Here is a 13,720-nt window from a genome sequence, read left to right as displayed (position 1 = left end):
TAGCAAAGGCTAAAGAAGAAGAGAAAGCAAGGGAAATAGCAAAGGCTAAAGAAGAAGAGAAAGCAAAGGAAATAGCAAAAGCAAAAGAAGAAGAGAAAGCAAGAGAAATAGCAAAGGCTAAGGAAGAAGCAAAAGCAAGAGAAGAGTCTAAAAATAACATACAGTCTGCTAAACGTGAATTAACGGTAGTTGCGACAGCATATACTGCTGATCCAAGTGAAAATGGTACATATGGTGGACGTGTTTTAACTGCGATGGGGCATGATTTAACGGCTAATCCGAATATGAGAATTATCGCAGTAGATCCGAAAGTAATCCCATTAGGATCTAAAGTATGGGTAGAAGGTTATGGCGAAGCAATTGCTGGTGATACTGGAAGTGCTATTAAAGGAAATCGTATTGATGTTTTAATGGGCTCAAAAAGTAAAGCTATGAATTGGGGAAGACAAACTGTTAAAGTTAAAATTCTTTAATAAATAAAGTTATCTAGATAGAAGTCAGTTCTCTTTATTGAGACTGGCTTTTATTTTTGTATCGCAACATCAGTAAGAATCGCATTAAATATATCTTTTTGCGTGAATGTATCTGTAAAAATAGTTTCTCGAGCAACTTCAATTGTATCGTGCGGATTATACCATTTTTGTAGGGAACCCTCACCAAATTCATATCGTTTGTCCCTTGTGTTATGTCGTCGAATCGTTTCTTTTAATGATAAATCAAAGTAATATGTATATGCCTTTCCTTCAAAAAAATGTATTAACTCTTTTAGCATTTCACCGTATCTACGACTGTTTAAAATACCTTCTAAAATAACAAACTCACACTTTCCTTTTCCGTACTTCGTAATTTCAAATAGTAGATCATGAGATAAGTTCCCCATCGTATCATGTACGCTAAGCATATCTCTACGTACAACATCCTGCGATACTAAAAGTGTACCTTGTCCGAAATGTTCTTGTAGTTGCTTTGCGATTGTTGTTTTACCACTTGCGGAGTTTCCTCTAAGAATGATTAAAGTTGATTTAAGTATAGAATTAGACATAATGTATTCCTCCAACACGAATGATTATATAGAAAATTTTAACAAATGAAGTAAAGAAAGTGTATACTCAATATGATGGATATTTAAAGGAGGGGGCTAGATGGAAGATACATTAAAGAATACACACCCTATATAGAAACGGACATGGTTTCGTTATTTAGGGGCATTTATAATTGTTCAATTACTATTTATTATGTTTGAGAGTACAGGATGTGCACCAAACTTTAAACCTAGTGGGAAAATTTCAAATAGAATTTTACATTCCCAATTTTTCACGGAATGGTTCACTCCATATGAAATCCCTCATTTTAATGTGTTTACAGCTCTTTTTGCGATTACATTGTTACCATACGCACTAATAGGTGTAATGAAAGATTTCACAACAAGAAAAAATATAAATAATTAAAAAGAGGTATTATATGCTATTTCAAAAAGATAATATATCGATTAGATACGTAAAAGAAGAGGATGCACCAATCATTTCAAAATGGCTAACAGACCCAGAAGTCTTGCGGTATTACGAAGGACGCGATAATCCGCAATCTGTAGAAATGGTACTGAATCATTTTATACATAATCCAAATAGTCATGAAAAAAGATGTTTAATAGAGTTTGATGCTGTTCCAATTGGTTACATACAAATGTACCCAATTGATTCTGAGTGGAAAACATTATATGGCTATGAAGAATCACAAAATGTATGGGGAATGGATCAATTTATCGGAGAGCCGACTTATTGGGGAAAAGGAATTGGAACGAAACTCGTTCAGGCAGCAATTACATATATTATGGAGAACACGAGAGCAGAAGCAATCGCAATGGATCCGAAAGTAAATAATGAACGTGCGATAAAATGTTATGAAAAATGCGGCTTTAAAAAAGTGAAGATATTAAAGGAACATGAGCTGCATGAGGGGAAATTAGAAGATTGTTGGATGATAGAATACAAACAAAGGGAGCTGCGCGAAATGAAAAAAGCTTTATTAGTAATTGATGTGCAAGCAGGTATGTATACAGCGGGAATGCCAGTACATAACGGGGAAAAGTTTTTAGAAATATTGCAAGAGCTTATTGGGGAATGTCGTTCTAATGATATTCCAGTTATTTATGTACAACATAACGGACCAAAAGATCATCCGTTAGAAAAAGGTACAGAGGGCTGGAAAGTGCATGAGGCGATTGCTCCGCAAAAAGGGGATCGTATCGTTGAAAAGACGACGCCAGATTCTTTCCATAAGACAAACTTAAACGAAGTATTACAAGAAAAAGGCATTGAACACGTTATTATTTCAGGAATGCAAACAGAGTACTGTGTGGATACGACAACGCGAAGAGCGTTTAGTGAAGGTTATAAAGTAACGTTAGTGAGTGATGCACATAGTACGTTTCATACAGACGTGTTACGTGCGGAAGACATTGTAAAGCATCATAATGTAGTGTTTGGAGCGTTTGCTAATGTTGTTGCGTTAAAAGATTTGAAAGTGACTGCCTCTAAATAAGAGGCAGTTTTTTATTATAAGATATATTAAAAAAATTGTTCGTATAATTTCACATACCATAATGAAAATACACAAAAGGAGCACCACATAATTAAAAGAGGCGCTCCTGCATCAAAATGTTACTTCTTCTTATCTTTATCCAACACATTCTGCTCTTCAGCAAATTCCGTACCATATGCAAAGCGGCGATTAATATGAATGTTATCATTGTTGTGCCTTGTGTGTGAGTGAGAGAAGCGATGAACGATTACTTCAGATAATGTAAAGACAGTAGCGGAAAGGAAACTCCCCCATGCAATTTGCATGTAATTGTCTAATAAAATATTACCGAAAATCCATACGCTTAAATACGTTAGTAAGAAATCCGACATAATGGCACCGGTATTACCTATTCGGTTTAATATGATTTTATCGACGAACATATAGGAAACGATTGTAACAAAGAGACTAAATGAAATAATTTGGACGAACGTTGCAGGGAAAAATAAAGCGAGTCCAATACTAAATGCGATAATGCACGATATAAATTTGATAAGTACTACAGTAAAACCATTCAATATTTACACCTCCGATTTATACATAGTTTTACAATAAATTTAGGAGTTCATACATTGTAACGAATATATTTACATAAAACTTTTTCATGTTCGTTTTTTGTCTAAATATTAAAAAAACAAAGAAAAAATGTTATAGTAAAATGAGAGTATATGACATTTTTAGGTAAGGGGGAATCCATGATGTGGATTACTTCAGAAGTAGAAATTCCAGAGGAGTTAATTGATCATCTTGAACAAGGAAAGTTAGTACTATTTGTTGGAGCGGGAGTTTCTATGAAAGGGAAATCAAACTTACCGAATTTTGATGATCTAGTTGATGAGATTGCGAAAACGTTATATGTAGAAACGCGTGAAATAACAGAACCTCATGATTATTATCTTGGTAAAATTGCGAAAACAAAAGATATACATCAAGTTGCAAGAGATTTAGTTCATATTGAAAAATCAAAGCCGAATCCGCTTCATTATGCGATTCCGAGGTTGTTTCCTTTAGATACGGAAGTCCGCATTGTCACGACAAATTTTGATCGGCATTTTACAACTGCGATGAAAGAAATGAATAGAGAATTAAACGTATATTACGCACCTGCGTTACCTACAGGTAGAGCGTTTAAAGGACTCGCTTACATACATGGCAATATAGAACAAGAGAAAGAAGCTTTAATTTTAACAGATGGTGATTTTGGAAGGGCTTACTTGACCGAAGGCTGGGCAAGAAGGTTTTTAGTTGATTTATTCTCGAATTATACTGTTTTATTCGTTGGATATAGCCATAATGACCCAGTAATGAAATATTTGGCTACTGGTTTACCGCCAAGTACAAGGCGTTATGCATTTGTTGCACAAGGGGAAAATACGTACCATTGGGAGCATTTAGGAATACGGCCGATTGTATACCCGAATAAAGGTAATAATCATCAATCTCTTGTTAAAGCAGTGAAGCGATGGGCAGAATTAATGGGAGATAATTATATTACAAAACGAATGCGAATTCGTGACATAGTAACAGTTCCACCGTCAGTAGAGCAGGAACAATTATCATACATAAAACAATCCATAAAAAAAATTGAAACAGTCCGCTACTTTGTTGAATTTGCTCATGATTATGAATGGGTGGAATGGCTTGAAGCAGAAGGGAAATTACAAAATTTATTTTTAGTTACATCAAACGATAATGAGGTAGATGAATTACTTGCAGAATGGTTGGTGGAACAATTTCTTTTTAGTCATCAAAAAGAATTATTTCAATTAATTTTTAAAAATCATTCTAAAATATCTCCGTTATTATGGAGAACAATTTGTAGCTACTTAAACGAAACGAAAATTAAAATGGACCCGTTGTTGTTTGCAAGATGGACACTTCTTTTATTAGAAACAGCTGAAAAAGATAGTAAATCTATTGAAAAAATTTCTTGCTTACTGCAAAAATGTTCTTTTCCTGAGCATAAAGAAATTGCTTTATTATTACTAACGTTTATTTTGGACGGAAAACTGAAATTGAAGCGGGAAAGAAAATGGGGAAATGATACGCAAGAATCAATAGAACTTGAGGAATCGAGTCGTTTACCAGTGTCTACATTTTCTTATGTGGAGCAAATTTGGAATGAGAAGATGAAACCTCATATTTCCTATTACGCCGTACCAATTATGATGATGGGAATAGAGAAGATGCGAATGTTATCACTACGACAAACGGCACTGAAAAAAAAGGATAAGGAAAATGTTGAAAAAGAGTTTCAGCAAAATGATCTTGCATTTTTAATTCAAATTGTAAAAGAGTGTTTAGCCTATTTGTGTGAAAAAAATGAAAAAAAAGCAAATTATTATATTACAGAAATGATAGAAGCAAACAGCATGCTTCAGAACCGAATTGCAATTGATGCGATGAATAAAAATATATTCGTTAGCGCCGATGCCAAAATGAAATGGTTGTTACAGGAAGGACTTCTTTTAGATGTCACGTATAAACACGAAGTTTTTCAACTTATAAAAAATCATTTCGCACTCTCTTTGGAAAAAACAAAGGAAGTGGTTATTCAAATTGTATTGAAGGACCTTGCAGAGGAGAGAGCATTTGATGCTTGTTTAGTTTTAGATTTATTATTCACTTGTGATTCGAATAGTCCATCTACAGCAAAAGGTTATGAGTTAATGAAGCAAAAACATCCTCACTTTCATTCTGATCGATATAGTGTACAAAAGAAAGAGACGGCAGATCAAAGTATTACTTGTAATGTAACTGCTGATGGATTATTGCAGTTGAAAGACGATGAAATTATGAAGCAAGTTCGTCAATTTTCTCAAGATGGTGTTTTTGAACAACGCCATTTTTTAGAGATGTTATCGAAAGCATGTAAGTTGAATACAGAATGGAGTATTTCATTTGCCTATCAATTAGTTGGTATGCACGAAATAAGTAATGAAGTATGGTTTGTTTGTATTAGAGAGTGGCGAAATAACCGAGGATTGACAAATGAACAAATCCAAAAAGTAATTCCGCTATTACAGAAATTTGTTAGAAATACTTCTTTTCATTGGTTAATTAGTAGCTTTCTATATGAGATTAGTAATCGATTAGAAGAGTTAGAGGAAAATAGTATACGCAGTGTGAAACGTTTTGCTTTTTCGGTATTCCCTCAAGTAATGAAAAGTGATACAGATTTTAAGCTTGGAAAACAAGACTTTTACAATGAATCGATCCAGCATCCTGTTGGGAAAATGACAGCTGTATTATTAAAACTGTTATCATATGATCATTTATACGATCGTAATGTATATGAATATTTATTTTTATTTGAAGAACAAGTAAGAGTTAGTAAAGTACGGACAAACTTTATGTTAGCTCGTTTAGTAGCAGATGTTACATTTCTTTATCATATTGAGAAGCAATGGTGCCGAAAATATTTGTTGCCATGCTTAGATTTAAAGAAAGAAAATGAGATTACGAAATATGCATGGGCAGGCTTATGTTACACGCAAATCAATTTACCTTTATTTACAGAAATGAAACGATTTATTAAGTATGCAGTAGAACATTTGGAAGTATTACATCCGCATACGAGGGAAGCTTTCTTGAAATGGCTCAGTTTTGTATTTATTAAATGTGTACTGTATTGGGAGCAAAAAACAGATTGGTTATACCCGTTACTTATACAAGAAAATGAAGAAAATAAAATTAAATTTATGCAGTTTTTATGCTATTACGTCAAAACGTTAAGTGCAAAAGAACAACAAAAATTTTGGGCATCTTGGCTCAGTGTATTTTTGCGAGAGCGACCGAAAATGGGTGAAATCACAGCTAGAGAATATGTAATGCTTTTGCGTATTATTTTATTTATGGATGAAATAGTAGAAAGAGGATTATCTATAATAAAAACATTTTCAGGTTTGGTTGGAAAAGGGAATCAAACGGAGTTAAAACAGTTGTTTAATGAAATACTTGAAAAGACAGAGAGTATAAAAATGTATAAAGAATTGTATGCAAATGTATTTTTCACTTTACTACAAACGCTTCAAGAAGCCGATTTACTTGAAACTGAAATTATTCAAATAAAAGAAATATTAATCCAGTATGGAGTAGAAAAATATGTATTAAATGCAATAGATAATGAGATAATTCGCATCGGAATTGTTATGGAGAATTTACAAGAAGAAATGTAGGGCGGAAGTGGAATTTTAAAAAAAATATAAAAAGTTGTTGACAGTGTTTTGAAAAGCGTTCTATAATACGAATCATACTTATTCAATTTCAAAAACATTTGAATAAACAAAGTGCAATGAAGAGATCACAGTAGTGGTTAGTCTTACTGTAACAGAGAGCTGGTGGTTGGTGTGAACCAGTACAGGGATAATCATGAATTACAGTCTTGGAGCATCTTTTTCGTAGTAAAGATAGTATTGTCTTTATGAAGAAAAAGCGGTCAATTGATCGTTAACAGTGAAGAGAGGTAGACGGAAAGTTAGTCTACAACTAGGGTGGTACCGCGATAAATATCGTCCCTACTGATTTATTCAGTAGGGACTTTTTGTATTTTAGTGGTCTAACTTGAAAATTAAATATATATGCGTTGAAAGGAAAAGCAGTAGTTGTTGTTTCCCTGTAACAGAGAGCTGGTGGTTGGTGCGAACCAGTACAAAAACAAGAGCGAATTACAGTCCTAGAGCATCTTTTTCGTAGTAAAGATAGTATTGTCTTTATGAAGGGAAAGACGGTCAGATGATCGTTAACAATGAAGAGAGGTAGACGAAATAAGTCTACAACTAGGGTGGTACCGCGATAAATATCGTCCCTACTGATTGAATCAGTAGGGATTTTTTGTACAAAAAAGTGGGTTTTGATTGAGTTGATAGTGTCCTTATAGTAAGTATTCGTTTAAAATAAGAAGAGGTATCGATTCCACTTAAATTTTGTATAATTTATCAGTTCAGAAAATAGAGAATTTTTCATTCTCTTACTATACTTTTAAAACATTAGAGGAGGATTTCCAAATGGCAAATCATGAATTAGATCAATTACGTAAACAGGTAGATGAAATTAACTTACAACTATTACACCTTTTAAACAAACGTGGTGAAATCGTTCAAAAAATTGGGGAGCAAAAGCAAGTACAAGGTACGAAACGTTTTGATCCAGTACGTGAGCGTGAAGTACTTGATATGATCGCAGAGCATAACGAAGGACCATTCGAAACGTCAACAGTTCAACACATTTTCAAAACAATCTTCAAAGCTAGCTTAGAATTACAAGAAGATGATAACCGTAAAGCATTACTAGTATCACGTAAAAAGAAACAAGAAAATACAATCGTTAATGTAAAAGGTGAATTGATTGGAAACGGAACACAAACGTTCATCATGGGACCTTGTGCGGTAGAAAGCTTAGAGCAAGTTCGCCAAGTAGGGCAAGCGATGAAAGACCAAGGTCTAAAATTAATGCGCGGTGGTGCTTTCAAACCAAGAACATCTCCATACGATTTCCAAGGTTTAGGAGTAGAAGGATTACAAATTTTACGCCAAGTAGCAGATGAGTTCGACTTAGCGATCATTAGTGAAATCTTAAATCCGAACGATGTTGAAATGGCGCTAGACTACGTTGATGTAATTCAAGTCGGTGCACGTAACATGCAAAACTTCGATTTATTACGAGCTGTAGGTAAAGTTAACAAGCCAGTATTATTAAAACGTGGATTAGCAGCAACAATTGATGAGTTCATTAACGCAGCTGAGTACATCATTGCACAAGGTAACGACCAAATTATTCTATGTGAGCGTGGTATCCGCACATACGAAAGAGCGACACGTAACACATTAGACATTTCAGCAGTACCGATTTTAAAGAAAGAAACACATTTACCAGTAATCGTTGACGTAACGCATTCAACTGGACGCAGAGATTTATTATTACCAACAGCGAAAGCAGCACTTGCAATTGGCGCAGATGCAGTAATGGCTGAAGTACACCCAGACCCAGCGGTTGCATTATCAGATTCTGCACAACAAATGGATATTCCAGAATTCCATAGATTCATGGATGAGTTAAAAGGTTTCAAAAATAAATTATCTTAATTCCATATCATATATGCGCTGAAGAGGAAACAGTAGTGCTTATCTCACTGTTAAAGAGAGCTGATGGTCGGTGTGAATCAGTACAAAGATAAGCATGAATTACAGCCTTGGAGCATCTTTTCCGCCAACTTTTGGAGGGAAAGACGGTCAAACGATCGTTACAGAAGAAGAGAGGTAGACGATAGTTGTCTACAACTAGGGTGGTACCGCGATAAACATCGTCCCTACTGAGCGCTCAGTAGGGACTTTTTTGTACAAAAAAATAGTAAAGGGGCAAGAGAAATGAGATACATTACAGCTGGAGAATCACATGGACCGCAGTTAACAGTTATTTTAGAAGGTGTACCAGCAGGTTTAACATTAACATCGGAACATATTAATAAAGAATTACTAAGAAGACAAAAAGGGCACGGACGCGGAAGACGCATGCAAATAGAAACTGATACAGTTGAAATTGTAAGTGGTGTTCGTCATGGGATGACACTTGGCTCACCAATAACGTTAATCGTTAAAAATGATGATTTCAAACATTGGACGAAAGTAATGGGTGCAGAGCCAATTTCGGAAAAAGAAAGTAAAGATATGAAACGTACAATTACAAAACCACGTCCAGGACATGCAGATTTAAACGGTGCAATTAAATATGGACATCGTGATATAAGAAACGTATTAGAGCGCTCATCTGCAAGAGAAACGACAGTTCGTGTAGCTGCTGGTGCAGTTGCGAAACAAATTTTGAAAGAATTAGGTGTAGAAATTGCAGGGCATGTTCTTGAAATTGGTGGGGTACAAGCGAAACGAATTTCAAACTTACCAATAGAAGAAATTCAAACGATTACTGAAAATTCACCAGTTCGATGTTTAGATAAAGAAGTAGAACAAGAGATGATGGATGCGATAGATAACGCTAAAAGTAGTGGGGATTCAATCGGCGGTATTGTTGAAGTCATTGCAGAAGGTATGCCAATTGGTGTTGGTAGTTACGTTCATTACGATCGTAAATTAGATGCAAAACTTGCTGGTGCAATTATGAGTATTAATGCATTTAAAGGTGCTGAAATTGGCGTTGGTTTTGAAGCAGCAAGACAGCCAGGAAGTAAAGTACACGATGAAATATTATGGGATGAAGAAAATGGATACACGAGAAAAACGAATAATGCCGGCGGTTTAGAAGGCGGTATGACAACAGGAATGCCAATTGTCGTAAGAGGTGTTATGAAGCCAATACCTACATTATACAAACCGTTAGCAAGCGTTGATATTGATACGAAAGAAGCATTCCAAGCGAGTATTGAAAGATCTGATAGTTGTGCAGTACCAGCAGCAGGTGTAGTAGCTGAATCTGTTATAGCATGGGAACTTGCACATGCACTAGTCGAACAATTCGGAAAAGATCGTATGGATTTAATTCAGCAAAACATTACGCAACATAATAAATACGCAAAAGAATTTTAATAAAAAGGTGGTTTTAACATGCAAGTAAAAGATCAACTATCATCATTACAACCATATAAACCAGGTAAATCACCTGAACAAATGAAAGAAGTGTACGGAGATCATTTATTTGTGAAATTAGCATCAAATGAAAATCCATTCGGCTGCTCACCACGTGTTTTAGATGAGTTGCAAAAATCGTGGTTGGAACATGCTTTATATCCTGACGGAGGTGCTATAGCGCTTCGTCAAACAATTGCAAATAAGTTACATGTTCAAATGGAACAAATACTTTGCGGTAGTGGTTTAGATGAAGTCATTCAAATAATAAGCCGTGCAGTACTTAGAGCAGGAGATAACATCGTAACGGCTGGTGCAACATTCCCGCAGTACCGTCATCATGCAATTATTGAAGGTTGTGAAGTGAAAGAAATCCCTTTAAATAACGGTGTATACGATTTAGACGAAATTTCGTCAGCAATAAATAATAATACGAAAATCGTATGGATTTGTAATCCGAACAACCCGACAGGCACATATGTGAATGATCGAAAATTGACTCAATTTATTGAAGGTATTAGTGAAAATACGTTAATTGTCATTGATGAAGCGTACTATGAATACGTAACAGCAAAGGATTTCCCAGAGACATTACCGCTTTTAGAAAAACATAAAAACATTCTTGTACTTAGAACATTTTCTAAAGCGTACGGATTAGCTTCTTTCCGCGTTGGATATGCAATTGGACAGGAAGAGCTAATCGAGAAATTAAATGTCGTACGTTTGCCATTTAACGTATCTTCATTAGCGCAAAAAGCAGCGACGATTGCTTTTGGTGATGACGAGTTTATTGAGGAAATAGTTCGTGTGAATACAGAGGGATTACAACAATACGAAAGCTTTTGTAAGGAAAATGAAATTCCGTTTTATCCATCGCAAACAAATTTCATCTTCTTGCCAGTTGAGAATGCTGGGGAGATTTATGAAGCTTGTGCACACGCAGGATTTATTATTCGTCCGTTCCCAAATGGTGTCCGTATTACAGTCGGAACAAGGGAGCAAAATGAAGGAGTGATTTCAGTGTTAAAACAACACTTTGAAAATAAAAAAAGAAAGTCTCGAGATGAGGAAAATGCGTAAAAAGGTAGTTTTAATTGGAACTGGTTTAATCGGAGGCTCTCTCGCATTAGCAATTAAGAAAGAGCACGATGTAACGATAACAGGTTATGATATATTTCAAGAACAAGTAGAGCGTGCAAAAGAATTACATGTAGTAGATGAAGTAGCAGTAGATTTACAGCATGCATGTGAGGAGGCGCATTTAATTGTGTTTGCTTCTCCAGTTGAAGAAACGAAGAAGTTATTACACAAATTAGCGTCATTTCATTTACGAGAAGATGTTATTGTAACAGATGTTGGTAGTACAAAAGGGACGATCATGAATGAAGCGGAAGCTTTATTTTCAAAGGAAGTTTCTTTTATTGGTGGACATCCGATGGCAGGTTCTCATAAAACGGGAGTTGAAAGTGCAAAAGCACATTTATTTGAAAATGCATTTTATATTTTAACGCCGATGAATCATGTGCCAAATGAACATGTGGAAGAACTAAAGCGTTGGTTACAAGGAACAGGGTCTCATTTTCTCGTTCTAAATACGGAGGAACATGATTATGTAACAGGGATCGTTAGTCATTTTCCGCATCTTATCGCAGCTGGATTAGTAAAGCAAGTGGAGAAACATGCAGGAGATAATCCGCTCATTCATCAATTAGCTGCCGGAGGGTTTAAAGACATTACACGTATCGCATCTAGTAGCCCAAAAATGTGGAGTGATATTGTTAAGCAAAATCGCGAGCATTTAATGGTATTATTAAAAGAGTGGATCTCTGAAATGGAAGATTTATATGATACAGTTTCTACCGGAGATACAGGCGAGATTCAAAACTATTTTGCAGACGCGAAAGAATACCGTGACTCTTTACCAGTACGAAAGAGAGGGGCAATTCCTGCCTATCACGACTTATACGTCGATGTTTTAGATAAAGTAGGGGCATTGGCTCATATTACGAGTATTTTGGCACGTGAAGAAATTAGTATTACGAACTTGCAAATATTAGAAGCACGTGAAGGGTTGCTTGGGGTATTACGTATTAGCTTCCAAAGAGAAGAAGATCGTATGAAAGCAAAGCTAGCGCTTAGAGAAGAAAAATACCAAACTTATGAAACAATTTAAATGAGAAGGTGAAAACATGAAGGAAAGAACAATAGAACCTGTTAATAACGGATTAAATGGTATTATTACAATTCCAGGAGATAAATCCATTTCACACCGCGCTGTCATGTTCGGCGCGATTGCAGAAGGAAAAACAACAATTAAAGGTTTCTTGCCCGGTGCAGACTGTTTAAGTACAATTTCTTGCTTTAAAGAAATGGGAGTAGAAATCATGCAAAATGGTGATGAAGTCACTGTAGTTGGTAAAGGATTAGAAGGCTTACAAGAACCGAAAGCTGTATTAGATGTTGGTAATTCTGGTACAACAATACGTTTAATGTCAGGAATTTTGGCAAATACACCATTTTTCTCTTGCGTACAAGGTGATGCATCTATCGCAAAAAGACCGATGAAACGTGTTACAAATCCATTAAAACAAATGGGTGCAAACATTGATGGCCGCGAAGAAGGGACGTTTACACCGTTAACAATACGTGGTGGAGATTTAAAAGCAATTGAATACACTTCACCTGTAGCAAGTGCGCAAGTAAAGTCAGCTATTTTACTTGCAGGTCTTCGTGCAGAAGGTGTAACAGCTGTTACAGAACCACATATTTCGCGTGATCATACGGAAAGAATGCTTGAAGCATTTGGTGTTAACGTAACTCGCGAGGGAAAAACAGTGAAACTTGCAGGTGGACAGAAGTTAACAGCGACAGACGTTCAAGTACCAGGTGACGTATCATCAGCAGCATTTTTCTTAGTAGCAGGTGCAATTATTCCAAATAGTAAACTAGTATTACAAAATGTAGGAATGAACCCAACTCGTACAGGTATTATTGATGTTTTAGAGAAAATGGGTGCTACTTTTACTGTAGAGCCAATTAACGAAGGAGCATCAGAACCAGCTGCAAATATTACAATTGAAACATCTTCATTAAAAGGAATCGAAATTGGCGGAGATATTATCCCAAGATTAATCGATGAAATTCCTGTTATCGCCTTAGCGGCAACGCAAGCAGAAGGAATTACAGTTATTAAAGACGCACACGAATTAAAAGTAAAAGAAACGAACCGTATTGATACAGTTGTTGCGGAGTTAACGAAACTAGGAGCTCGCATAGAAGCAACTGATGACGGGATGATTATTTACGGAAAATCAGCACTAAAAGGCAATACAGTAAATAGTTACGGTGATCACCGCATCGGAATGATGCTTGCAATTGCCGGCTGTCTAGCAGAAGGAAAAACAACAATTGAAGACGCAGAAGCAGTAGGCGTATCATATCCTACATTCTTCGAAGAACTTCAAAAGTTAGCCAAATAAAGTAATAAAAAGCAGATACGGGATGTATCTGCTTTTTATATTGGATTCGTGTCGTTAAGTCCATATAATTTCATTCACCGCACT

General features: G+C 35.7%; 10 protein-coding genes, 2 pseudogenes and 3 other annotated features. Of the genes and pseudogenes, 10 read left to right on the top strand and 2 right to left on the bottom strand.

Annotated elements, in window-relative coordinates; all coding sequences use genetic code 11:
* Positions 1-473: 3D domain-containing protein (locus tag CER22_RS12815; RefSeq protein WP_179211914.1), on the top strand; the 473-nt coding region annotated here is incomplete at its 5' end.
* Positions 474-523: 50 nt separating this feature from the next.
* On the opposite strand, the gene CER22_RS12810 is transcribed toward CER22_RS12815, so the two are convergent.
* Positions 524-1,042 carry a kinase gene (locus tag CER22_RS12810; protein ID WP_088122419.1) on the bottom strand — a complete coding sequence of 173 codons (519 nt, stop codon included), beginning with the start codon at positions 1,040-1,042 and terminating at the stop codon, positions 524-526.
* A 100-nt stretch (positions 1,043-1,142) separates the two neighbouring features.
* Here CER22_RS12810 and CER22_RS12805 point away from each other — a divergent pair.
* From CER22_RS12805 to CER22_RS33645, 3 genes and pseudogenes are all read left to right on the top strand, one after another.
* Positions 1,143-1,448 (top strand): annotated as a pseudogene (locus CER22_RS12805) (YfzA family protein).
* Positions 1,449-1,461: 13 nt separating this feature from the next.
* Positions 1,462-1,995: pseudogene (locus CER22_RS33650) on the top strand (GNAT family N-acetyltransferase); the annotation flags it as partial.
* A 15-nt stretch (positions 1,996-2,010) separates the two neighbouring features.
* Positions 2,011-2,541, top strand: coding sequence for a cysteine hydrolase family protein (locus tag CER22_RS33645; protein WP_033662720.1), 531 nt, complete (start codon positions 2,011-2,013; stop codon positions 2,539-2,541).
* A 119-nt stretch (positions 2,542-2,660) separates the two neighbouring features.
* Here the strand turns inward: CER22_RS33645 and CER22_RS12795 are convergent, their stop codons facing one another.
* Positions 2,661-3,098, bottom strand: a complete 438-nt coding sequence (locus CER22_RS12795) for a YndM family protein (protein WP_060487163.1) — start codon at positions 3,096-3,098, stop codon at positions 2,661-2,663.
* Between the two features lie 180 nt (positions 3,099-3,278).
* On the opposite strand from CER22_RS12795, the gene CER22_RS12790 reads away from it, so the two are divergent.
* The 6 genes from CER22_RS12790 (at position 3,279) to aroA (ending at position 13,636) form a co-directional block, all read left to right on the top strand.
* Positions 3,279-6,758, top strand: coding sequence for a DUF4020 domain-containing protein (locus CER22_RS12790; protein ID WP_256943716.1), 3,480 nt, complete (start codon positions 3,279-3,281; stop codon positions 6,756-6,758).
* 107 nt (positions 6,759-6,865) lie between these two features.
* Positions 6,866-7,102 (top strand) — a binding site (T-box leader).
* Positions 7,103-7,156: 54 nt separating this feature from the next.
* Positions 7,157-7,392: a binding site (T-box leader), on the top strand.
* Positions 7,393-7,586: 194 nt separating this feature from the next.
* Positions 7,587-8,663: a bifunctional 3-deoxy-7-phosphoheptulonate synthase/chorismate mutase gene (locus CER22_RS12780; RefSeq protein ID WP_001273578.1), complete on the top strand. Its 1,077-nt coding sequence runs from the start codon at positions 7,587-7,589 to the stop codon at positions 8,661-8,663.
* A 9-nt stretch (positions 8,664-8,672) separates the two neighbouring features.
* Positions 8,673-8,892, top strand: a binding site (T-box leader).
* A 53-nt stretch (positions 8,893-8,945) separates the two neighbouring features.
* Entirely contained in the window at positions 8,946-10,118 is a 1,173-nt protein-coding gene (aroC, locus tag CER22_RS12770) for a chorismate synthase (RefSeq protein WP_061673330.1), read from the top strand.
* An 18-nt stretch (positions 10,119-10,136) separates the two neighbouring features.
* Positions 10,137-11,237, top strand: a complete 1,101-nt coding sequence (hisC, locus tag CER22_RS12765) for a histidinol-phosphate transaminase (RefSeq protein WP_088608864.1) — start codon at positions 10,137-10,139, stop codon at positions 11,235-11,237.
* The gene (gene tyrA / locus CER22_RS12760) at positions 11,230-12,330 is read left to right on the top strand and encodes a prephenate dehydrogenase (RefSeq protein ID WP_088608870.1); all 1,101 of its coding nucleotides are present in this window, start codon (positions 11,230-11,232) and stop codon (positions 12,328-12,330) included. Before hisC ends, tyrA begins: the two co-directional genes overlap by 8 nt.
* Positions 12,331-12,346: 16 nt before the next feature.
* Complete coding sequence (gene aroA / locus CER22_RS12755; RefSeq protein ID WP_088608863.1) at positions 12,347-13,636, top strand: 3-phosphoshikimate 1-carboxyvinyltransferase; 1,290 nt, start codon at positions 12,347-12,349, stop codon at positions 13,634-13,636.
* Positions 13,637-13,720 lie beyond the last annotated feature (84 nt).

This window comes from Bacillus sp. K2I17, assembly GCF_002209985.1.
GTDB lineage: Bacteria > Bacillota > Bacilli > Bacillales > Bacillaceae_G > Bacillus_A > Bacillus_A wiedmannii.
The sequence above is the reverse complement of the archived record's forward strand: the minus strand, read 5'-3'. Positions and strand labels throughout refer to the sequence as shown.